The 20,542-nt window shown below is 44.0% G+C and carries 20 protein-coding genes, 3 tRNA genes and 1 CRISPR repeat array; of the genes, 11 read left to right on the top strand and 12 right to left on the bottom strand.

Annotated elements, in window-relative coordinates; genetic code table 11:
• Positions 1 to 50: 50 nt before the first annotated feature.
• Positions 51 to 2,204: a heavy metal translocating P-type ATPase gene (locus tag FOR85_RS05490; protein WP_068406856.1), complete on the bottom strand. Its 2,154-nt coding sequence runs from the start codon at positions 2,202 to 2,204 to the stop codon at positions 51 to 53.
• A gap of 151 nt (positions 2,205 to 2,355) precedes the next feature.
• Between FOR85_RS05490 and cadR the strand changes: the two genes are divergently transcribed.
• Positions 2,356 to 2,766: a Cd(II)/Pb(II)-responsive transcriptional regulator gene (gene cadR, locus FOR85_RS05485; RefSeq protein ID WP_068406859.1), complete on the top strand. Its 411-nt coding sequence runs from the start codon at positions 2,356 to 2,358 to the stop codon at positions 2,764 to 2,766.
• A gap of 192 nt (positions 2,767 to 2,958) precedes the next feature.
• Here the strand turns inward: cadR and FOR85_RS05480 are convergent, their stop codons facing one another.
• From FOR85_RS05480 to FOR85_RS05460, 4 genes are all read right to left on the bottom strand, one after another.
• Positions 2,959 to 3,153, bottom strand: coding sequence for a heavy-metal-associated domain-containing protein (locus tag FOR85_RS05480; protein WP_025646094.1), 195 nt, complete (start codon positions 3,151 to 3,153; stop codon positions 2,959 to 2,961).
• Between the two features lie 23 nt (positions 3,154 to 3,176).
• Positions 3,177 to 3,504: a CRISPR direct-repeat array (repeat unit 28 nt; unit sequence CTTCATCACCGCATAGGTGACTTAGAAA).
• A gap of 442 nt (positions 3,505 to 3,946) precedes the next feature.
• On the bottom strand, positions 3,947 to 4,237 hold the full coding sequence (locus FOR85_RS05470) for a hypothetical protein (RefSeq protein WP_011959966.1): 291 nt from the start codon (positions 4,235 to 4,237) through the stop codon (positions 3,947 to 3,949).
• Positions 4,234 to 5,436, bottom strand: a complete 1,203-nt coding sequence (locus tag FOR85_RS05465; RefSeq protein WP_144297060.1) for a site-specific integrase — start codon at positions 5,434 to 5,436, stop codon at positions 4,234 to 4,236. Before FOR85_RS05465 ends, FOR85_RS05470 begins: the two co-directional genes overlap by 4 nt.
• A gap of 11 nt (positions 5,437 to 5,447) precedes the next feature.
• Positions 5,448 to 5,663, bottom strand: coding sequence for a hypothetical protein (locus tag FOR85_RS05460; RefSeq protein ID WP_011959964.1), 216 nt, complete (start codon positions 5,661 to 5,663; stop codon positions 5,448 to 5,450).
• A 116-nt stretch (positions 5,664 to 5,779) separates the two neighbouring features.
• On the opposite strand from FOR85_RS05460, the gene FOR85_RS05455 reads away from it, so the two are divergent.
• Entirely contained in the window at positions 5,780 to 6,031 is a 252-nt protein-coding gene (locus tag FOR85_RS05455; RefSeq protein ID WP_144297044.1) for a helix-turn-helix transcriptional regulator, read from the top strand.
• Between the two features lie 360 nt (positions 6,032 to 6,391).
• Here FOR85_RS05455 and FOR85_RS05450 read toward each other — a convergent pair.
• Positions 6,392 to 6,468 (bottom strand) — tRNA-Val (locus FOR85_RS05450).
• A gap of 211 nt (positions 6,469 to 6,679) precedes the next feature.
• Between FOR85_RS05450 and FOR85_RS05445 the strand changes: the two genes are divergently transcribed.
• Positions 6,680 to 7,432: a type 1 glutamine amidotransferase gene (locus FOR85_RS05445; RefSeq protein WP_144297043.1), complete on the top strand. Its 753-nt coding sequence runs from the start codon at positions 6,680 to 6,682 to the stop codon at positions 7,430 to 7,432.
• Positions 7,433 to 7,505: 73 nt separating this feature from the next.
• Here the strand turns inward: FOR85_RS05445 and FOR85_RS05440 are convergent, their stop codons facing one another.
• The 3 genes from FOR85_RS05440 to FOR85_RS05430 all read right to left on the bottom strand — a co-directional run bounded on the left by FOR85_RS05440 (position 7,506) and on the right by FOR85_RS05430 (position 9,438).
• A complete protein-coding gene (locus tag FOR85_RS05440; protein WP_144297042.1) occupies positions 7,506 to 8,450 on the bottom strand; it encodes a DMT family transporter in 945 nt (314 codons plus the stop codon).
• A gap of 103 nt (positions 8,451 to 8,553) precedes the next feature.
• Positions 8,554 to 9,042, bottom strand: a complete 489-nt coding sequence (locus FOR85_RS05435; protein ID WP_144297041.1) for a M48 family metallopeptidase — start codon at positions 9,040 to 9,042, stop codon at positions 8,554 to 8,556.
• Between the two features lie 51 nt (positions 9,043 to 9,093).
• Positions 9,094 to 9,438 carry a multidrug efflux SMR transporter gene (locus FOR85_RS05430; RefSeq protein ID WP_144297040.1) on the bottom strand — a complete coding sequence of 115 codons (345 nt, stop codon included), beginning with the start codon at positions 9,436 to 9,438 and terminating at the stop codon, positions 9,094 to 9,096.
• Positions 9,439 to 9,893: 455 nt separating this feature from the next.
• Here FOR85_RS05430 and FOR85_RS05425 point away from each other — a divergent pair.
• From FOR85_RS05425 to FOR85_RS05415, 3 genes are all read left to right on the top strand, one after another.
• Positions 9,894 to 9,969 (top strand) — tRNA-Asn (locus FOR85_RS05425).
• Positions 9,970 to 10,176: 207 nt separating this feature from the next.
• Positions 10,177 to 10,506: a CopG family transcriptional regulator gene (locus FOR85_RS05420; protein ID WP_068408103.1), complete on the top strand. Its 330-nt coding sequence runs from the start codon at positions 10,177 to 10,179 to the stop codon at positions 10,504 to 10,506.
• Between the two features lie 234 nt (positions 10,507 to 10,740).
• On the top strand, positions 10,741 to 11,496 hold the full coding sequence (locus tag FOR85_RS05415) for a hypothetical protein (protein WP_223808522.1): 756 nt from the start codon (positions 10,741 to 10,743) through the stop codon (positions 11,494 to 11,496).
• Between the two features lie 220 nt (positions 11,497 to 11,716).
• Here the strand turns inward: FOR85_RS05415 and FOR85_RS05410 are convergent.
• From FOR85_RS05410 to FOR85_RS05400, 3 genes are all read right to left on the bottom strand, one after another.
• Positions 11,717 to 11,807, bottom strand: a tRNA-Ser gene (locus FOR85_RS05410).
• A 153-nt stretch (positions 11,808 to 11,960) separates the two neighbouring features.
• Positions 11,961 to 13,094 carry a type I glyceraldehyde-3-phosphate dehydrogenase gene (locus FOR85_RS05405; RefSeq protein WP_144297058.1) on the bottom strand — a complete coding sequence of 378 codons (1,134 nt, stop codon included), beginning with the start codon at positions 13,092 to 13,094 and terminating at the stop codon, positions 11,961 to 11,963.
• 118 nt (positions 13,095 to 13,212) lie between these two features.
• On the bottom strand, positions 13,213 to 15,135 hold the full coding sequence (locus tag FOR85_RS05400; RefSeq protein ID WP_144297039.1) for an AAA family ATPase: 1,923 nt from the start codon (positions 15,133 to 15,135) through the stop codon (positions 13,213 to 13,215).
• A 292-nt stretch (positions 15,136 to 15,427) separates the two neighbouring features.
• Here FOR85_RS05400 and FOR85_RS05395 point away from each other — a divergent pair, with 292 nt between their 5' ends.
• The 5 genes from FOR85_RS05395 (at position 15,428) to FOR85_RS12950 (ending at position 20,416) form a co-directional block, all read left to right on the top strand.
• Positions 15,428 to 16,954 (top strand): aldehyde dehydrogenase family protein, encoded by a 1,527-nt coding sequence (locus FOR85_RS05395; protein ID WP_144297038.1) that lies wholly within the window; start codon positions 15,428 to 15,430, stop codon positions 16,952 to 16,954.
• Between the two features lie 137 nt (positions 16,955 to 17,091).
• A complete protein-coding gene (gene adhP / locus FOR85_RS05390; RefSeq protein ID WP_190295504.1) occupies positions 17,092 to 18,120 on the top strand; it encodes an alcohol dehydrogenase AdhP in 1,029 nt (342 codons plus the stop codon).
• 210 nt (positions 18,121 to 18,330) lie between these two features.
• Complete coding sequence (locus FOR85_RS05385) at positions 18,331 to 18,663, top strand: DUF779 domain-containing protein (protein WP_144297037.1); 333 nt, start codon at positions 18,331 to 18,333, stop codon at positions 18,661 to 18,663.
• 109 nt (positions 18,664 to 18,772) lie between these two features.
• Positions 18,773 to 19,051: a lycopene cyclase family protein gene (locus FOR85_RS12955; protein WP_373681940.1), complete on the top strand. Its 279-nt coding sequence runs from the start codon at positions 18,773 to 18,775 to the stop codon at positions 19,049 to 19,051.
• Positions 19,052 to 19,057: 6 nt separating this feature from the next.
• Complete coding sequence (locus FOR85_RS12950; RefSeq protein WP_373681941.1) at positions 19,058 to 20,416, top strand: GMC family oxidoreductase; 1,359 nt, start codon at positions 19,058 to 19,060, stop codon at positions 20,414 to 20,416.
• Positions 20,417 to 20,542 lie beyond the last annotated feature (126 nt).

Genomic DNA, 20,542 nt, shown 5'->3' with positions numbered 1-20,542 from the left:
TAATAAAACGGTCCCAATGTAGTTGCGACCGCCTTATCCTTTAATGATAATTAATCGGAAGATCTTGTTTTAAAACGCAGTAAACGCAATGCATTCAGCGTCACCAGTACTGTAGCACCAGTATCCGCTAGCACAGCAATCCAAAGCCCTGTCACGCCGAGCACAGTGGTTATCAGAAATATGCCCTTTAACCCAAGTGCAAATATGACATTTTGATGGATATTTCTCATGGTGGCGCGGGATAAGGCAATAAGGTTAGCAACGTCTATCACGCGGCTTTTTAATAGGGCAATATCAGCCGTTTCGATAGCCACATCCGTGCCACTGCCCATCGCAATGCCAATGTCTGCCGCTGCCAAAGCGGGTGCATCATTGATACCATCACCAATCATCGCTATTTTACTATTGCTTTGCATCTCACTGAGTAGACGTAGCTTGTCTTCAGGTAACAGCTCAGCTTTCCACTCTATATCTAACTGACTGGCAAGCGCTTTTGCCGTACGACTGTTGTCACCTGTGAGCATGACGGAGCGCACGTTCATCTTGTTAAGCTGGGCAATGGCCTGCTTTGCATCCTCTCGTAACTCATCACGTAGAGCGACCAAACCGAGCGCCTCCCTCGTTTGCTCATCAAACAAAATAGAAACCGTTTTACCATCATTTTGTAGCATCTCAATTTGAATCTGCTGCTCAGCTGGCAACATCACTTTCTCAGCGACGTAGACTGGTGAGCCGATGGCCAAAGAGCGTCCAGCAACCGTTGCATGAACCGCTTTACCTGCGGTCGCAAAGGCGTTGGAGGATCCAGGTATGACTACCTTAGCGGCTTTGGCATGATCCACAATAGCGATAGCAAGCGGATGACTGGAGGTAGCATCGACACTTGCAAACAGTGACAGTAGTTTATCGCGACCCTCAGCATCGCCATGTACTGTTTTAAAATCAATGATATCGGTTACTCGAGGTTTGCCCTCGGTCAAAGTACCCGTTTTATCAAAAGCGACAGTGTTGACCTGACCCACCAACTCCATGACATTACCTCCTTTGATAAGCAGTCCATGGCGCGTGCCGACAGCCAAACCTGAGGCAATAGCGGCAGGTGTTGACAGCACAAGAGCACAAGGACAGGCGATCAGTAATAGCGCTAAACCACGGTATAGCCATACTCCCCATTCTGCTCCCATCAGTAGAGGTGGGATAATAATCACTAAAGCCGCAATCGCCATAACGATAGGCGTATAGTAGCGGCTAAAGGCTTCAATAAAGCGTGCAGTCGGTGCTTTGGACGCTTGTGCCCGCTCCACAAGCTCAATAATACGAGCAATTGTATTATCTGCCGCTGTTTTTTCTACGCGTATTTGTAGTACCCCATCAACGTTGATAGATCCAGCAAAGACCTCATCGCCTATGGTTTTGGCAACAGGAACAGATTCTCCCGTCACAGGTGACTCATCAAGGCTAGACGTACCTTGAACAATCACGCCATCAGCAGAGACTCTATCACCAGGACGCACAAGCACCTTATCATTCACTTGTAGTGAAGTCGCTGCCACCTGACGTTGTTGTCCTTGCGCGTCCAGTAAAATAGCTGTCTTTGGCACAAGCGACGATAATGCTCTGATTCCTGCGCGCGCACGATTAGCTGCGACACTCTCTAATAGCTCCCCAACCGAGAATAAAAAGACCACGGCAGCCGCTTCTTCAGCTTCACCTATGATAAGCGCGCCAATAGCCGCAACAGACATGAGCATTTCAATTGAAAAAGGCGATCCTGCTAACGCCAGTGCAGAAGCTTTGCGAGCAAATGGTAGGACACCGATAGCCACAGCGGCAATAAAAGCCCATGCGCCATATTCAGGGAAAATTAAAGACAATACATATGCGGCACCCATCAAAAGCCCCGTACCAATGACCTGTTTGCCTTTTATGGTTTGCCACCAGCGCTGATTGTCCACCGCTGATTGATTACCATCATTGCCCCTCTCATTTTGTTGACCCGTTAACGCTGACACACCAAACCCTAGGCTTTTAATGGTTTTCTCGATATCTTTAACGCCAGTATTCGTATCAGGCGCCAAGGTTAGCTCTAGCTTTTGAGTCGCAAAGTTTAACTGAACCTCAGAGACACCAGGTATTCGCATTAACGCCCGCTCGATTTTACCAACACAACTGGCACAGTCCATACCTTCAATATGATATTGCATAATCACTTCTCCTCTTGTTAAAGGCAGTATGAACCCTATAGTAACTTTAGGGTCAAGACTTTTAACGATAAAGAGGTTTGATTTTTTATCAGCAAACCTTATAGTTACTTTATTGTTTAGATAATAGAAAATACTATTTAAGGAGATACACATGCTAATCAAAATTGGTGAGCTTGCCACGCGCACCGGTGCGACGGTCGAAACCATTCGCTATTATGAGAAAGAGAGGTTATTACCAAAACCTGCGCGTAGCCAAGGCAACTATCGTTTGTATAATGAAGCGCATTTTGAGCGTCTACAATTTATCCTGCACTGCCGTACGCTCGATATGACTTTGGATGAAGTACGAACCCTGCTTCAATATAGAGATAAACCTGATGAAAACTGCGGTGAGGTCAATGTGCTATTGGATGAGCATATCGATGCGGTAGAGACACGTATGGAAGAGCTGATACAATTAAAGCAACATCTACTAGCGTTGCGGCAAAAATGCGCAAGTGAAGCGCTAGCTGAATCCTGCGGAATATTGCATGCGCTTGCCGATAACTCGTGTCATAGATAAAGTATTCATTTTGATAACACTGTCCACTTTTTATCATTAAAAATAGACCTATAACCAAAGGCGCGGGGCAAACGCATCACTAAGATGCAGTTGCCCATGTCAGATTTTTTTCAACTGGTCAATATTTTCAGATGTGATTCAGCCCATCGTCCTTTCTGTCAAACAGATAGGCTGCGCGTTTATAAGGCTGATTCATTGCGCTTGTGCAGGGAAACCGCCTTTTGCTAAAGCAGCTGTCATCTGCTCAATACTGGCGATGGTTTCGATACTGACCACTTTGGCTGCTAAATCAATCTTAACCTTGGCCTTTGAGTCGATATTCTGAATAGCTGCTGTCACACCACGGGCACAACCGCCACAGTTCATATTTGCAATCAATAGTTTCATACCCTTTCTCCAAATAAGTTTTATTTCATCACCGCATAGGTGACTTAGAAAATCAATGTCGTTTATATAATCAAAGTCTTGTTCTTCATCACCGCATAGGTGACTTAGAAAATTAGCAGACTTACAACCCTATGCTAATGATACTTCATCACCGCATAGGTGACTTAGAAAATGCTGAACAAGAAAGCGAGCTATGCAAACAGCTTCATCACCGCATAGGTGACTTAGAAATTGTATTGATATAGTTAAGTCACTTACTAATACTTCATCACCGCATAGGTGACTTAGAAATTTGTCCTCGCCGCCAGTAACAGACATTCCCACTTCATCACCGCATAGGTGACTTAGAAGTCTCGCAAAAAGACTGATTAAACGCTAAGCTTTTGACATAGAAAAAAATAACAAACAATAAAAAACCAGACAGCCTAGGCCATCTGGTTATCAAGTATTATCAAATACCTACCTACTAACCGTAAGCTGTCCCCCAGAAAAACTGATGCATCCATCACAAAACCAAGATTTATGTTGTCTTGCATGGGGGATATCTGCTGGCACATCGAGTTGATAAGGACGACCGCAATACTCGCAATGTATATCACCCAAATAAACCTGGCATTTTGCAAGCGTAGCAAACAACTCATCAGACCTTATATTGTAATCGTAGCAAAGTATCTTTAGATGAGCGATATAGTCATTGGGTGATACGTATGACCAATACTGATAGCACAAACGCTTTGCTACATCATCTAGGCTTGAGTCGAACACAAAGTTAACACTCATGATATTCTCCTCGTTAGTAGCCATAACCAGACGGCGGTAGTAGCTCGTAAATCTCGCTTTGTAGTTGAACATACATATCATCAACCAAATATCCAAGACTCGCATCCAAGCGCTTCTGTACCCATATACGTATTGCCATATGGTTATCAAAGCAAGGCTTGATTTCTAAAAAGCGTGCTAGATTATAACCAGGTTGAATACACAAATCATAAATCAACATATTAGCGATAGTATGGGCATCCTCACTGACATAGCCATTAGGCTTAAACTCGGCAAATAGCTTGTCATAATCAATAATTTTCATTTTGACGTCTCCTTGTCAGTAGATGCTTGAGTAATCTGGCTTCGATTTACGAGCGCCTCAAAAGCGCTGCCATCCTGTCGTGTCATATTTGGCACATAGCGACTATAAGTATTAAATAACATCTTAGTTGTCGAATGGCCCATTTGACTGGCTATCCACTCAGGACTCTCACCTGCCGCTAACCATAAAGTCGCTGCAGTATGGCGTGTTTGATAGGCGTTGCGCTTCTTCAACCGTAAAACTTTAAGTGTGGGATGCCAAATACGCTTATTCACATTGTTATAATCCAATGGCTCACCCGTATGTGAGCAAAACACATAATCCGAACGCCTATAGGAGATTTCTTGCTGCTCTTTCAGAGCCTCATAGACCCATGGAGACATTTGAATGGCTCGATAAGACTCCTGTGTTTTAGGAGGGACAATCTTGCCTTTAACTAACGCCTGCTTAATGACAATCTCACGACGATTGAAATCAACGTTATCCCATGTCAGCCCATCAATCTCACTCGTACGCATACCTGTAAAAAAGCGCACAAGATAATAATTACGATAGTCAGCTCTTACACCATTGATGAATTTCCAGACTTCCTCCAGTGTAAATGGCTGAATATCAGTTTTAGGCTGTTTGAGTGCCTTGATATCATAATAAGGGTTATCAAACTTATAGCGTTTAGCGGCTTCTTTTAGTATCATACCCAAAGGTACCATTATCGAATTGATGCGTGCCGCTGACAGATGTTTGTTAGCTTTTCCGTACGTTACTTTGGCGAGCGATGAACGGAAGGCTAATACATCTGTCTTTTTTATGACATGAATGGCTTTAGTACCAAACTCAGGAAGCAAATACATATCAATAATCTCCTGTATTTTGCGCTTGTAAGTATCGCGCCACTCAATTTCCTTTTCAGAAAACCACAGTGTTGCGAACTGCTTGAAGGAAGGAACGTTAGTATTAATGCATTCCTTACGATCGTTTAAAGCTACCATTTCTGCAGCCTTATCACTTTTCGGAAAGTATTTAGCATAATTAAAAATACCTAACCTAATTTCGGCTTCCATATTCAAAATAATACTTTCAAGCTTTTTACGATTTGCCGGAGTATCTATCAGGTTTGTCGTCTCCCGACAGCGTTTGCCCATATAATAAAAATCAACAAATAGCATGTTGCTACCTTTACGTGCTCTAATGCTAGCCATCATATTTCTCCTTATTGCAGTGCCATGGCGTTGATGCTACCGGTGATACCAGTGCGCATGTCTTTTTCAATTTCTTCCCAAACGTATAAAATCTTGCGACCACCAAAAGGACGTATGTAATGAATGCCTTCAATAAGTACGCTATCCTTAAGCTCATTACGGATCGTGCGAGGATTGTATTTGATACGCTCAGAAAGCTCTTGGGTTGTCAGGTAAGTATGTGACATAATACATTCCTTATATAAAGTTTAATTATAATGGTACTTTTGAACACTATAGTTGTAATTTAACATATTTTTATAACTATGCAAGTACTTTTTACAACTAAGATTGGAGTTTTGATGTGATAGTTAATCATTTACCGACTTTGTTAGCCGAAAGAAGACTAAAGGTAGCGGATGCCGTACGCGCGACAGGAATCAGCAAAACGACGTTACATAAAATATATAACGACCAATCATCAAGAATTGATTTTGATACTATCGATAAGCTGTGTGAATTCTTAGAAGTTGGGGTTGGAGATATCTTTGAATATGTTGATGTTGCTAGCTCCGATGCGGAGAATGTACAAGCGCTAGAACCTAAGAAAAGTTAGCAATAAGCTCGAGCTGTATAGTTAACTGCAGATTTAGATACGATTTGGCATATGTGTTAGACATTAAAAAGCCCAAATCACGTGATGATTTGGGCTTTCGCTAATACCGGCTTTTGAAGCATGTAAAATGCAAACATTGAGAGTACTTAAGGTTGAGGTCAAAAAGCTCCATTATTTAACGAGCCAAAAATACGTTAGGCACGCCTTGGGCACATTTTAGGCACACGGACTTTTTAACGGATTTAACTTACGGATAGACAAACAGAGTTTTTGCCGGATGTATACTTTCGATCTCTGCTACAACCCTTATAAAATGGGCATAAAAAAAGCCCCAATCATAAAGATTGGGGCTTTCGAATCTGGTAGGCGTAATCGGATTCGAACCAACGACCTCTACCATGTCAAGGTAGCGCTCTAACCAACTGAGCTATACGCCTATTTAGGACATGCATTTTAGCAAGTTTTTAAAACTTTGCAAGCCTTTTCTATCACAATATTAGGTTATTATAAGAATAGCTAATTTTACGCTTTATAATGAAACACTTAAGAGAATTAGAGTACTCTAAATAGTTTCCACTATCTAAGACAGACAATACCTTATAGACTGTCAATATTATAAAAATACAACTTCTTAATCGAGATCATCAGATGACCTTACGCATTCATGCCTTATTTCACACAGATTACGAAGACCTCAGCTTTATTAAGCATTGGGCAATTAATCATCAACACACTATTACCTACACGCGTTCTTATCATAAAGACACCTTGCCAGCGCTTGGCAGTTTTGACTGGTTAATTGTGATGGGCGGGCCGATGAGTGTCCACGATGAGGACAACCATCCTTGGTTAATTGAAGAAAAACGTCTGATTAAACAAAGTATGGATAGCGGAAAGACAGTGATAGGTGTATGTTTAGGGGCGCAGCTTATTGCGCACTGCTTGGGGGCGAGCGTAAAGCCGGCAGGCGTAAAAGAAATCGGCTGGTTACCCATTCAGTTGACTAAAGACGCTCAGGCGCATCCTTTACTACAGGACTTACCAAAGCAGGCGTTTACGGTCTTTCATTGGCATGGCGATGGGTTTGAATATCCACAAGGAGCGATTCCGTTAGCGACATCAGCAGCATGGCCTAATCAAGGCTTTCTTTATCAAACGCCGCAGCAAAAAGCGCTTGGCACTTGGGTCATGGCTTGGCAGTGTCATTTTGAAGTCACCAAAGAAAGCATCGTTAAGATGGTAGCAAATGGCGACAATGCCATTCAAAAAGGACTAATTAACTATCCTAAAACCGTACAATCACCTACTGAGATAATAACGCTTGGCGATAAATATATTGCCGATAACAATGCGCGCTTAGCAGCCATGCTCAATCGTATGACAAAGACGGCGGACATTTAAACCTAATCTTTCAATCCTAAAAAAACTTAACGGTTTATCTACTTTTTACCCCTTTTAGCCGCAAGCCCACCCTTTATCGAGTCTGCTGGTTTGATGCCGCCATTTTTACCCCGCCATAGGTAACCAACACGACACCAAGCGCTATCAAGGATGCACCCAAAAACAACCTTTCTGGCGGACTTTCTCCCTGCAAAAAGATAGCGACAGGCACACCGACGACCGCCCCAACCGAACCTAATAAGCTTAGTAATACTGGGCCGCCCGTTTTTTGCAGTAAAAATAACAGTAAAAACTGACCAGCGAAAACGAACGCCTGCACTGCAATCAACCCTAACGGCAACATCTCAGCTAGCGGAACGGCAAGAGAATAATTAGGTAAAATGCTAAACAAACCAAGTAGCACGGATGCGGCTATCAGCATACCCGGTGCCAGCGCGCTCGGAGAGAGATTATCAGGCCAATATAAGGTGCGATAAATATTACCAATTGCCAATAAGACCGGACCACAAAGCGCTAGCCCAATCCAAAACACACTGGCATCGGGCGCAGCGAATTTACGGGCGGCGAGCACCCCGGCGCCGACAAGTGCCGCGACCACGCCAAGCGCGCGCAGCTTGTTAAAGCGCTCTATTCTTAGAATGATAGCGGCGAGATACGTCAATAGCGGCGGCAGAGAAATAATCAAGGCGACAAAACTGGCGCCGACATGCGGAATAGCGGAGAAGAAAATGAGATTGGAGCCTGCCACACTCACCAACGCCGCAACCAAATAATAGCTCAGGGTTGATTTACTTAACGGCGGCAGTTCATGGCGAAAAAGCGCATAACTGAATAAAATTAACGCCGCACCCGTAATAGACCAAAACAGAAATGCTAGCGGCGTCAGACCGACCTCGCCGGCAAATTTGGCTAGATTGGTAGAAATACCGATCAATCCACCACCCGCGATGAGACACAGCACAGGAATGAGCCACGCTTTTTTACCTTTAGCCATGGACTGCGGCGCTGACTGACTCATAGACTACCTTACTCTTAAAACAGCGGCTTTATTCATCGTCATTAGCCCTGTTACTATTTTATTAACTTAGCATTATTGTTAGCTTTTATTTCATCACGATAGATTAGCACTCGCGCCAATGCAACCATAAACGAGTATCAAGCTCATATTGATGATAGTTCGGCTCCATATGACAGCAAAGTTGATAAAAGGCCTTGTTATGCTCTTGCTCCTTAAAATGTGCCAACTCATGCACCACGATCATTCGCAAAAACTCAGGCGGCGCTTCTTTAAATAGGCTGGCTACCGTGATGCTATTATGTGATTTTAGCTTGTTGCCTTGCACGCGCGATTGGTAGGTATGAATGCCAAGTGCCTGATTGAGCACCGCAAGCTTACTGTTATAAGAAACTTGCGACAGCGGACTGCTTTTGCGCATATACTGATTTTTGATCTCATTAATATATTGATATAGCGCTTTATCGCTTTGTACTTGGTGACGGTTTGGATAGTTTTTATCCAAATACTCACCCAGCCTGCCCGTGCTAATCAGCGTCGCCGCTTGGCTTTGAATTTGCTCAGAGTAATGCGCGATATACTTTAATGTGGTCAATGTGTTTGTCCTTGACGTTTCAATGTTTAACGACTACTAATGCCTGTTTACTTAATGTGCCACCGAATTAGACAATAAATTCATCACCACTACCCCACCAACAATCATCGCAATGCCGATGATCGCTGCGGTATCGAGCGTTTGCTTAAAAAAGAACAGTCCTACTAATGAAGTCAATACGATACCAAGCCCGCCCCATAATGCATAAGCTATACCAATAGGGATGATTTTTATGGTTTGGGTTAATAAATAGAACGAAATCGCATAAAGCACCGCCATAATGAGCGTGGGCACAAAGCGCGTAAACTGCTCTGACTTGACCAAAAAGGTAGTGCCAATGACTTCGCAGACAATAGCGATGGCAAGGTAACCGTAAGCAATCATGGTTGGACTCATATGTAGGGCACCTATATTGGTAGAAAGTATTGAATTAGAAACAGTCAGTTAAACAAAACGATAAAAAATCTGGGCTAACTATTTTATAGGTTTATATGAGTGCGTGAAATAGAGATTTTAAGGGTTAAAGTAATATAAGGTTTTTCTTTAGTTTCAAATAGATAGTCTTATCAAACTAAGGAATAAAGTAAGTTGTTATAATATTAAGAAAAATTAATTTTTATACACATTTTAGCAGCAGCAATCATCGTCACCGTCAATAAAGGCGCCGCTTTAACAAGAAACACCCACAATTTTATCCTATTTATAATTATATTTATTATTTATCGCCTAATAAGGTTGACAGCCCAGAACTACTTGGCTAAAATGTGCCCCACATAACGCAAACAAGATAAGCAATCGCACCTACCAAAGGCTTTGTAAAACTTGTTTAATTAACCGTTATCACAACTTATTCTCCAATAGCTCAGTTGGTAGAGCAACGGACTGTTAATCCGTGTGTCCCTGGTTCGAGCCCAGGTTGGAGAGCCATATTCTAAAAGACCTTCATCAAATATTTGATGGAGGTTTTTTTATGGTCGCTATTTAATCCTTAATAGCTTACCTTATTCACCAACACAATATTCATACGGCGACGGTGTTCTTTTGGCGATTTTTATTGTATGGTAGGAGTGGCTGTGACCAAGTTCGTTTTTGTCTGAGTGTTTTATTCCTACTCACTAAAAGTAATGGTTTATTATGATACCTGTTCGTATAAAAAATAAATTCTCTGATCATCCGCAAAAAATCACGCGTCCGATCAGTATTCGCTTGTCTGAAGAGATGATTAGATTATTAGAGTCTACCTCAGCAGAGCTGGGCTTTAAACGTATCCAAGGTCTGATTCGTCTTTATATCCGTCAAGGATTGGATCGCGACCATCAAGATTATACCTTGGCGCATGATGAAGTGTTTATTGAAAGCCTACGTAAGCGTGGGGTCAGCCAACGTATCATTGATGAGGCGATTGTGGTCACGCATAATAATACTACCACCCACCCGCTGTCTGAGCTGCAGGATAAAGAGTAGCATTTGGCTTATCATACATACAAAAAAAGACTAAGTTTGCTTAACGGCGCTTGGTCTTTTTTTTGCTATTTAATTTAAACTTGCTACGTAAAATATGCCCTTCTCAATGCGCTTAATAACATCGAATACCCATTAGCGATAAACAAACATACAAAATTATCATAAGCGCTATATTGATAGGCGCTATATTGGTATAAAAGTTATTAGTATCTATATGGGTTGAAAAGGAGGCATATGATGATTGGTTTATATAAACACGCAGGCCGTGCACGCTATATAAAAAAGGCCATGTTATTGGCATTTACTGTAGCGATGTTGCCAGTTATCAATGGTTGCATGCAGCCGCCAGCAGATCCAAGCAGGCAGACCATACCAACCAACTCTGACCAATGGCAAAAAAAGCTTGGCGATACGTTTGAGCGGTTGCCTGAGGCTGACAGACAGCTCTTGAGCCGCTATATGCTACGTATGAAGCTCAGCGGCGCGTATGAGTCCGGAGCGATGCCACGTATCACCATCAAGCAAGCCCTTATCCAGCAGCGTGAATATGAGCGCTTGCATCCAAATAATCCTACTGGCAAAAAAAGCCCGATTGTCACCAGTCCGCAAGTGCATACTGCCAAAGCACAAAATTACCCTGTCGCTTTACTGCCCGTCAGAACCAGCGATAGCGATAGTCTAAACCAAGTAAAACTACAGTTTATGCTGTCAAACCACGGTAAGGTAGCGATTAAAAGCTTTAAGGGTAAGCTCACCATGCAAGAGGCCAATTTGACCAAAAGTAAAAGCTTTAATGTACCGTTGACCCAGTTCCAGCCACCAATCGAACCTGAACAGTCTGGCAAAATCATCATCGAAAGCAGTATTGAAGATATCAATGTCATGCGCGCGATTAAAAATCATACGGACATACACATTGAGATTAGCGAAGGCACACTGGTATTAATGGATGGGCAAGAAGTAGTATTTAAGCAAACGCTGGCGAAATAATAGAGAGTTCATATAAGACAGGGGTATAATGATGTGCGACTGGTATAAATTTTCCTTGCTTGCTGTGCCTGCGCAGACAGAGGCTACAAAAAATTGATATCAATAATACCGTCGCGTTTTTAGGATATTTTGACTATATAGAGTGCCCGCTAAGTTAAAACCGCATTTATGCAAACATAAAAAAGCCCCAATCAATAACTGATTGGGGCTTTTTCGAATTTGGCGGAGACGGAGAGATTCGAACTCTCGAAGGGCTATGAACCCTTGCCGGTTTTCAAGACCGGTGCATTCAACCGCTCTGCCACGTCTCCATTGGTGCATCATTATATAGATATCATCGTATAATGCAAGCGCTTCATATTAAAAAAATGAAATTAATTTACAGCCAGTTTTAAATCAATGACTTAGCGTGCGCCAAAATTTTTTACCCCGTGCTTTTTTTAAAACATTTACTGCAAACCAGGTTATTTACTTAAAGCGAGGTGCAAGCACATATCAAGCAGCCTGTTGGCATAGCCCCATTCATTGTCGTACCAGGCAAACACTTTATATTGCTCGCCCACTTGCATCAATTGCTGCCCATCGATAATCAGCGATTCTGGCTGATGGATAAAGTCACTGGAAACGAGCGGCTCATCAGTATACGCCATGATATTTATCAAATCACCAAGGCTAGCAGCTCTTAACTTTTCTCGTATCGCATCGACGCTGACATCCGGCGTATCAAAGACAAACGTCACATCAATCGCCGCCACATCAATGGTCGGTACGCGTATCGAGTGACCGTTTATCTTCCCTACCATCGCAGGCAATACCCGTTCTGTCGCAGCAATACTACTTGAGGTGGTCGGAATAATATTATAACCAGAGGCGCGTGCGCGTCTTGGGTCTCGGTGCGCTTGATCGAGCACTGTCTGGTCAGCAGTCACAGCATGAATCTCGGTCATCATAGCCGACCTAACGCCAAATGCCTTATCAAGCGTATCAATCAGCGGTACTAAGGCCTGCGTGGTACAAGAAACGCTCGAGATAATCGGCAGCTTGCGTGTGAACTCAGCGGTATTGACGCCCATGACAATACAAGCATCGACATTATCAAAGGGCGCAGCACCAATAATGACTTGCTGTGCACCCGCTGCTATATGTAGCTGCGCCTGCTCATAAGAGCGAAAATGCCCCGTACACTCTAGCACTACATCGATACCAAGCGTGCGCCATGGTAGGTTTTTTGGGTCAGCTTCTGAGAGCATTTTGATGCAGTAGGTCAGATTATTCTTAGTCAAACACAGCTGAGTATTGTTGTTATCGTCTAAAACCTCTGCACTGACGCCAAGTCGGCTTAAGCGACCATGAGTACTATCGAATTTTAATAGATGCAATAAGATATCAGCCGATGCCAAATCATTAATCGCCACTACATGGATAGCGCGCCCCAACACCTCAAAGCGCTCTAACAAGGCACGCAGTACATTACGTCCAATACGGCCAAAGCCATTGATAGCAATCCTCAAGGGCTGCGTATGCTCGCCTGTCGCATGCGTAAGCGCCACTCTAGGTTCGGCGTTCAATTGGTAAGTTGCGCTAGAAAAATCAGGTATAACGTCAGACATAAAAGGGTATCGCTATAAAGAGATATAAAAAGAGTGGCGCGCTACATTGAATATTATCAGCATAATGACGGTCTATCTTTAGAGATTTTTTCTCACCGATTGGATGCTACGGCGTAATAAAAATTAATGCCAAACGAATGGTATTGTAATCAACCGCTTGTTTTAGATGCTCAAAAATTGGACGCAGCTTAACACTGCCATCATCGTTAAAGTCATTAGGGTTATTGGCGACCTTAATGGCCACATAAGCGTTGCCAACCGCCGTCATCACTTCATCGTCTGGGCGCAGATGATCACACGCCAAACTTGGATCTTGCGATTTTAATTCTGCAATATGGCGCATAATGGTCGATTGCGACAGCTGCCGCGCCTGCGAAATCTCGGCAATCGATAAGCTCTCTTCTAATAAAATTCGCGTCGCCAGCAAGGTGCTGTCCGATTTATCAGAAACTTGATTACCAAGTTTCTGTTTTTTATCTATCTGCGCTTGCTGTTGCTCGTGGCGTTTTTTCTGCAAATTGGCATACGCTTCAATCACCGACTTGCTAAGCGTGCCGCCTGATTTTAGAATAAATTTCTCATGCGCCTGCCTCATACTTTCTTCATCAAGCATGGCATAATTGGCATCCGCTTCCTCTGACAGTGCCAAAAAGCGTTTATCGGCGCCGCGTGCCAGCGGGTCAAGCTGCAAGCTCATGTCATTCATACCGAGCAATTGCAAACCTGCCAGCGACTTTAAGCGTGACAATGCCACATAACCTTGCCCAAGCTCAAAAGTGCGCGATAAATCAATCTCGGCCGCCTCAAGGGTCATGCCTTGCGATTTATGAATAGTAATGGCCCAAGCCAAACACAGCGGCACTTGTAAGTAGCTTGCCAGCACGTCGCCGGTTTCGTCTTCGATGATCCATTCTTCAGGCTCAGCGATGACTTCACGACCTGAGTTTAGTCGAACTACAGGCATTTTTTGCGTGGTTGGTTTTTCATCTTTTGGTTTTTCCTTACTTTCTTTATCTTTTTTGGCTTTGTTTTTCGTATTCTTAGCAATAGCATCTTGCGCAGTATCTTCAATCAAATCATCGCTCGTATCTTTACTATCGTCAATTTTTACCGCAGCAAAACCAATCAGCTCACCCATCGTGCCGTTAGAGACACCAAGCTCGCTGTTGTTTTTGATAAACATCACCTTAGCACCGACCTTTAATACCAAATCGTCTTGAGTGCGTACCGTTTTTTTGAGGGTCTCAACCAATTTACTATCGCCAGTCGAGGTGGCCTCAAACCGCATGGTTTCGCCTTCAAGCGCTGCCAGTTCTTTATCATTGATTTTATTGACGTTGAGGTTGTGGGTATAGAGACGGGTGCGATTGATATCGACGTTTTGATCAAAGGTAGCTTCCAATGCCGCAATCGCCTCAAAAGTGACTTCTTGTCTGCGAATCTGATTGAGAATATCATCCAAATCGAGACCACCATTAGCGGCCTCACTGACTTGCCGATGCTGCTCGGATAAATAACAAATATGGAACTTAGCATCGAGCCAGGCCTCAGACATAAAAGCAAACTTTTCTCGGTTACTCTCACCCTTACTTCCAATCGGTGGTAACTGAAAAAAGTCCCCTGCAACCACCACTTGTATACCACCAAATGCAGCATCGTTTTTTCGCACATGCTTGAGCACTTGGTTGACTAGGTTAAGCTGCTTGGCATGCAGCATGGAAATCTCATCGATGATCAATACCGCCGTGTCTTTTAATCTGTCTGCTAAAAACTGCTTACGCGATAAATTGGTCAAATCACGATCAGACAACTCGTCTTTGATGCCTATACCTGACCAACTATGGATAGTCGTGCCGTTCATGTGTGTCGCCGCGATACCCGTACTAGCAGTCACAGCAACTGGCACACGGCGCGCGCGTAAGTAATTGATGTACTGGTTGAGAGTATAAGTTTTACCTGAACCTGCTGAGCCAGTCAAAAACACATTTTGACCTGTTTTTAAAATATTAAGAGCAGAAGATTGACGCATATATCCAAACCAATAAGTAATAAAAGAAAATAGGGAGTAAAAATACCGCATTGCATCATTGCATCGCACCCAAGTGTGCGGCACTGCCATTTAATTATAACAGCTGCACTCACTTTACAAAGCACTTTAGCAGGCGCTAATCGTATAACATAAAGTTATGCGATACGAAATATATCATTATAAAAAGTCATTATCATTCAACGCCAAAGCTCAGTACGATAGAGTCATAGCTTGGTCAGGAAGGCCAAATATTTATGTTTCAACCATCATAATACCCAACAAGGAGTCGTTAATGCTACACGCCTATCCCAATACAGAAAACAGCCCCGTCCAATTCCGCAAAAAATATGACAACTTTATCAATGGTGAGTGGGTCGCACCAGCCGATGGAGAATACTTTGACAACACCAGCCCCATTGACGGTAAAGTCATCTGCCAAGTCGCCCGTTCAAAAGAAGCGGATATTGAAAAAGCCTTAGACGCTGCTCATGCTGCCAAAGACGCTTGGGGCAAAACCAGTGTCGCTGAACGTGCCAATCTACTGCTCAAAATTGCAGATAAGATGGAAGCCAATTTAGAAGCCATCGCCATTGCCGAAACGTATGAAAACGGCAAGCCTGTACGTGAAACCCTAGCAGCAGACATTCCATTAGCTGTCGATCACTTTCGCTATTTTGCCAGTGCCATTCGTGCCCAAGAAGGCGGCATCAGTCAAATTGATGATGACACGGTTGCTTATCACTTCCATGAGCCACTTGGTGTCGTCGGCCAGATTATCCCATGGAACTTTCCGATCCTCATGGCAGTATGGAAGCTAGCCCCTGCGCTTGCTGCTGGTAACTGTATAGTACTCAAGCCTGCAGAGCAAACGCCTGCCTCTATCCTATTTATGCTAGAGACGATCGGGATTGCTGATATCTTACCAAAAGGTGTCCTCAACGTGGTCAACGGTTTCGGAGTTGAAGCTGGTAAGCCGCTTGCCTCCAATCCACGTATCAATAAAGTTGCCTTTACTGGTGAGACGACTACTGGTCGCCTAATCATGCAGTACGCCAGTGAAAACATCATTCCAGTTACCCTAGAGCTGGGTGGTAAGAGTCCAAATATCTTCTTTGCTGATGTCATGGACGAAGACGATGATTTCTTGGATAAAGCCGTTGAAGGTTTGGTCATGTTTGCCTTAAACCAAGGTGAGATTTGTACCTGTCCGTCGCGTGCGCTGGTACATGAGAGTATTTATGATGAATTTATCAAACGCTGTGTCGAGCGTGTTGAAGCCATCAAAATGGGCAATCCATTAGACACTGACACCATGATTGGTGCACAAGCCAGCTCAGACCAGTTAGAAAAAATCTTATCTTATCTGGATATCGGTAAAAAAGAAGGCGCGAAAGTCTTGGTTGGCGGCGAGCAAGCCAAACACGATGGCGAGCTTGGCGACGGTTATTATGTGAAACCGACCATCTTTGAAGGCACCAATGATATGCGCGTGTTCCAAGAGGAAATCTTTGGACCAGTACTTGCCGTCACGAAATTTAAAGACGACGAAGAGGCCATGAGCATTGCCAATGATACCTTATATGGTCTTGGTGCTGGAGTCTGGACACGCAGTGTACACAAAGCCTATCGCTTCGGACGTGGCATCCAAGCAGGTCGCGTGTGGACCAACTGCTACCACATCTATCCTTCGCATTCTGCATTTGGTGGCTACAAGCAATCGGGTATCGGCCGCGAAAACCATCTGATGATGCTCGATCACTATCAGCAAACCAAAAACATGCTGGTATCGTATAGTCCAAAAGCGATGGGGTTCTTTTAAACACTATTTGCTAAAGCACCTTACAAGGAAGCGTAAGGTGCAAACTCGATGCTTACTAAGCATCTACATGTAAAATAATTGGCAGTTTAAAAGACTAAGTCGAGCATTAGTGACTGCTAGTAATAAGGAGTTATACCATGAGTAATAAAATGAAAGCTGCGGTTCTGCATGAGTTCAACCAACCTCTGCAGATTGAAGAAGTTGATATCCCTACCCCAGGTCCTGGTCAAATTGTAGTAAAAATGCAGGCATCAGGTGTCTGTCATACCGACCTGCACGCTGTCGAAGGCGATTGGCCAGTCAAACCAAGCCCCCCGTTTATCCCTGGTCATGAAGGTGTCGGCCTGATCACTGCTGTGGGTGAAGGTGTTAAGCATGTTAAAGAAGGCGACCGTGTCGGTGTGCCTTGGCTCTACTCTGCCTGTGGTCACTGTACGCACTGTCTAGGTGGCTGGGAAACCCTGTGCCTAAGTCAAAAGAACTCTGGCTACTCAGTAAATGGTAGCTTTGCAGAATACGTATTGGCAGATGCTGACTATGTTGGCATTATTCCTGAGAGCGTTGACTCTGTTGAGATTGCACCAGTTCTATGTGCGGGTGTGACGGTATATAAAGGTCTGAAAATGACAGACACCAAACCAGGTGATTGGGTCGTCATTTCAGGTATCGGTGGACTTGGTCACATGGCGGTACAGTACGCCATTGCCATGGGACTGAACGTTGCTGCCGTCGATATTGACGATGAAAAGCTCGATTTTGCCAAAAAACTGGGGGCAAAAGTCACCGTCAATGCCAAAAACACCGATCCTGGTGAGTATCTGCAAGAAGAGATCGGCGGTGCTCATGGTGTGCTAGTGACAGCCGTCTCCTCTAAGGCCTTTGATCAAGCGCTGACCATGCTGCGCCGCGGTGGTACTTTAGTCTGTAATGGTCTGCCAACAGGCGACTTCCCTGTCTCTATCTTTGATACGGTACTAAATGGTATTACCATTCGTGGCTCAATCGTTGGTACACGTCTAGACCTACAAGAGTCGCTAGATATGGCAGCGGCAGGTCAAGTAAAAGCGACTGTTGCCGCTGAGCCACTTGAAAACATCAATGACATTTTTGATCGTATGCGTGATGGTAAGATTGAGGGTCGCATCGTGATTGATTACTCTATGTAGACATGTCAATTATTTGAGACATTTTTATTTTTTAGAAATTATCTCGATAATTACGACGTTTGGTCACAAATAACAGGTCGTATCGTTTTCAGCCACATGCTATTAATGATGTGAGTGATGATGATGCGGCCTTTTATATTCGCCCTCAGCTTATATTCGTAATCAGCATGACAGTAATTCCGTGATAATTTTGAAGATAAGGAGCATGACATGAAACTTGAAGCGACAGAATCCTGCAAAGCATTAATCGAATTACTCAAATCTAAACATGGCGAGCTGATGTTCCATCAATCAGGCGGCTGCTGCGATGGTAGCTCACCGATGTGTTATCCATTGGGCGAGTTTAAAGTGGGCGGCCAAGACGTGCTCATCGGTGAGCTCGCTGGCTGTCCCTTTTATATGGGTAAAGCGCAGCATAAACTTTGGCAACATACGGATTTAACCATCGATGTGGTCGATGGACGCGGGGCCAGTTTTTCACTGGAAATACCTGAAGGCAAACGCTTTATTGTGCGCTCTGAAATATGCGCCATTGAAGATTGAATGAATGCCTAGCGTCAGTATTCTGTTAGGTCTATACTAATCAATGACCTATATACTGGAAAGCTAGCTCTCCAGTTTGATTGGCATGGAAGCTATAAGGAATATAAAAATGGAATTTGACGCAAAATTTGATTACGTCATCGTGGGTGGCGGTTCTGCAGGCTGCGTGCTTGCCAGCCGGCTGACAGAAAATCCAGATATCAGTGTCTGCCTATTAGAATACGGCGGTGAAGGCAAAGACCTTGCGGTTCGTGTCCCTGCAGGTTTGATTCTCCTAGTCCCAGGCAAGCCGCTAAAATTGAACAATTGGTGCTTTCATACTACCCCGCAAGCGCATCTGAATAACCGGCGCGGCTTCCAACCACGTGGTCAATGCTTGGGTGGTTGATCCGCTATTAATGCAATGATCTATACTCGCGGCAGCGCGCTTGATTATGAGCGCTGGGTTGAGCAAGGCTGCGAAGGCTGGGGCTTTGATGATGTCCTGCCCTACTTCATCAAGTCAGAAAACAATGTTCACGGTAGCGATGCGCTGCATGGTGATAGCGGGCCACTGCACGTCAGTGATTTACTCAGTCCTCGTGAAGTCTCAAAAGCGTTTGTAGAGGCAGGGATAGCCAATGGACTTGAGCATAACCAAGACTTCAATGGCAAAAAACTTGATGGTGTTGGTCTGTATCAAGTGACGCACTTTCATGGAGAGAAACAAGGTCAACGCTGCTCTGCCGCTGCCGCTTATCTACATCCAGTGCAAAGCAGGCCAAATCTGACGGTCATTACCCATGCGCAAGCCAACCACGTCATCATTGAAGACAAACAAGCCGTTGGCGTCGCTTATGAAAAAGACGGCGTCGAGCATACAGTAATGGCACGTCAGGAAATTATTTTGTCAGGAGGCACCTTTGGCTCACCCAAAGTTCTCATGTTATCGGGCATAGGTCCTGCTGAACACTTGCAGTCACACGGTATAGATGTCTTGGTAGATGCGCCTGAAATCGGTGGCAATCTACAGGATCATTTGGATGTAGTATTTGATTACGAGGTCAATACTACCGATGTGATCGGTATTGGTATGGCAACGCTCTCAACCTTGTCTAAAAGCATTCGCCAATGGAGAAAAGATGGCACAGGGCTACTATCTACCAACTACGCCGAAGCTGGCGCGTTCTTTAGCGTTGGTGACGCCCCAAAAGAGTGGCCAAATACCCAGCTGCATTTTGTCATCTCACGGGTGATTGAACACGGTCGTGACCTTAGACGCGGTTTTGCTGTTTCTTGTCACGCCTGCTACTTGCGCCCTGAAAGCCGCGGTACGGTTAGGCTTGCGTCAGCTGACCCCTCAGAGTGCGTATTGATTGATCCCAACTTCCTCTCCCATCCTAAAGACGTAGAGTATATGGTCGCAGGCGCTGAGCGTACGCGCGCCATCATGCAAGAAGCACCCATAGCCAAATATATCACCGAAGACTACCCTGCCCCTTATATCGAAAAAGACGGCATGCTTGGCTATATTCGTAATAAATCAGATACCATCTATCATCCAGTCGGCACATGCCGTATGGGTTCAGATGATAAGTCTGTGGTCGACTTAGAACTAAAAGTGCGCGGTGTAAGCGGACTGCGTGTCATCGATGCCTCAGTCATGCCAACCTTAATCAGCGGCAATACCAATGCACCTACTATTATGATCGCCGAAAAAATGGCTGACTTCATTAAAGCAAAACATCATCACGCTGAGCAAATCGCATCATAGAAAAAATAAGTAAAATATTTTACGGCAAGCGCTTTTATCTCATAACTTTTCTATTGAAAATAGCACTTACATTCAAAAATACAGATATTAAAACGGGACATTTTCTATCAAATTAAATATATTGAT

Origin of the sequence: Psychrobacter sp. YGAH215 (genome assembly GCF_007280595.1) — a bacterium.
Lineage (GTDB): Bacteria > Pseudomonadota > Gammaproteobacteria > Pseudomonadales > Moraxellaceae > Psychrobacter > Psychrobacter faecalis.
The sequence above is the reverse complement of the archived record's forward strand: the minus strand, read 5'-3'. Positions and strand labels throughout refer to the sequence as shown.

Bases quoted from the DNA above. Each gene is read 5' to 3' on its own strand.
- FOR85_RS05490 (WP_068406856.1), bottom strand. From the start codon at position 2,204: ATGCAATATCATATTGAAGGTATGGACTGTGCCAGTTGTGTTGGTAAA.
- cadR (WP_068406859.1), top strand. From the start codon at position 2,356: ATGCTAATCAAAATTGGTGAGCTTGCCACGCGCACCGGTGCGACGGTC.
- FOR85_RS05480 (WP_025646094.1), bottom strand. From the start codon at position 3,153: ATGAAACTATTGATTGCAAATATGAACTGTGGCGGTTGTGCCCGTGGT.
- FOR85_RS05470 (WP_011959966.1), bottom strand. From the start codon at position 4,237: ATGAAAATTATTGATTATGACAAGCTATTTGCCGAGTTTAAGCCTAAT.
- FOR85_RS05465 (WP_144297060.1), bottom strand. From the start codon at position 5,436: ATGGCTAGCATTAGAGCACGTAAAGGTAGCAACATGCTATTTGTTGAT.
- FOR85_RS05460 (WP_011959964.1), bottom strand. From the start codon at position 5,663: ATGTCACATACTTACCTGACAACCCAAGAGCTTTCTGAGCGTATCAAA.
- FOR85_RS05445 (WP_144297043.1), top strand. From the start codon at position 6,680: ATGACCTTACGCATTCATGCCTTATTTCACACAGATTACGAAGACCTC.
- FOR85_RS05440 (WP_144297042.1), bottom strand. From the start codon at position 8,450: ATGAGTCAGTCAGCGCCGCAGTCCATGGCTAAAGGTAAAAAAGCGTGG.
- FOR85_RS05430 (WP_144297040.1), bottom strand. From the start codon at position 9,438: ATGAGTCCAACCATGATTGCTTACGGTTACCTTGCCATCGCTATTGTC.
- FOR85_RS05420 (WP_068408103.1), top strand. From the start codon at position 10,177: ATGATACCTGTTCGTATAAAAAATAAATTCTCTGATCATCCGCAAAAA.
- FOR85_RS05415 (WP_223808522.1), top strand. From the start codon at position 10,741: ATGATGATTGGTTTATATAAACACGCAGGCCGTGCACGCTATATAAAA.
- FOR85_RS05400 (WP_144297039.1), bottom strand. From the start codon at position 15,135: ATGCGTCAATCTTCTGCTCTTAATATTTTAAAAACAGGTCAAAATGTG.
- FOR85_RS05395 (WP_144297038.1), top strand. From the start codon at position 15,428: ATGCTACACGCCTATCCCAATACAGAAAACAGCCCCGTCCAATTCCGC.
- adhP (WP_190295504.1), top strand. From the start codon at position 17,092: ATGAGTAATAAAATGAAAGCTGCGGTTCTGCATGAGTTCAACCAACCT.
- FOR85_RS05385 (WP_144297037.1), top strand. From the start codon at position 18,331: ATGAAACTTGAAGCGACAGAATCCTGCAAAGCATTAATCGAATTACTC.
- FOR85_RS12955 (WP_373681940.1), top strand. From the start codon at position 18,773: ATGGAATTTGACGCAAAATTTGATTACGTCATCGTGGGTGGCGGTTCT.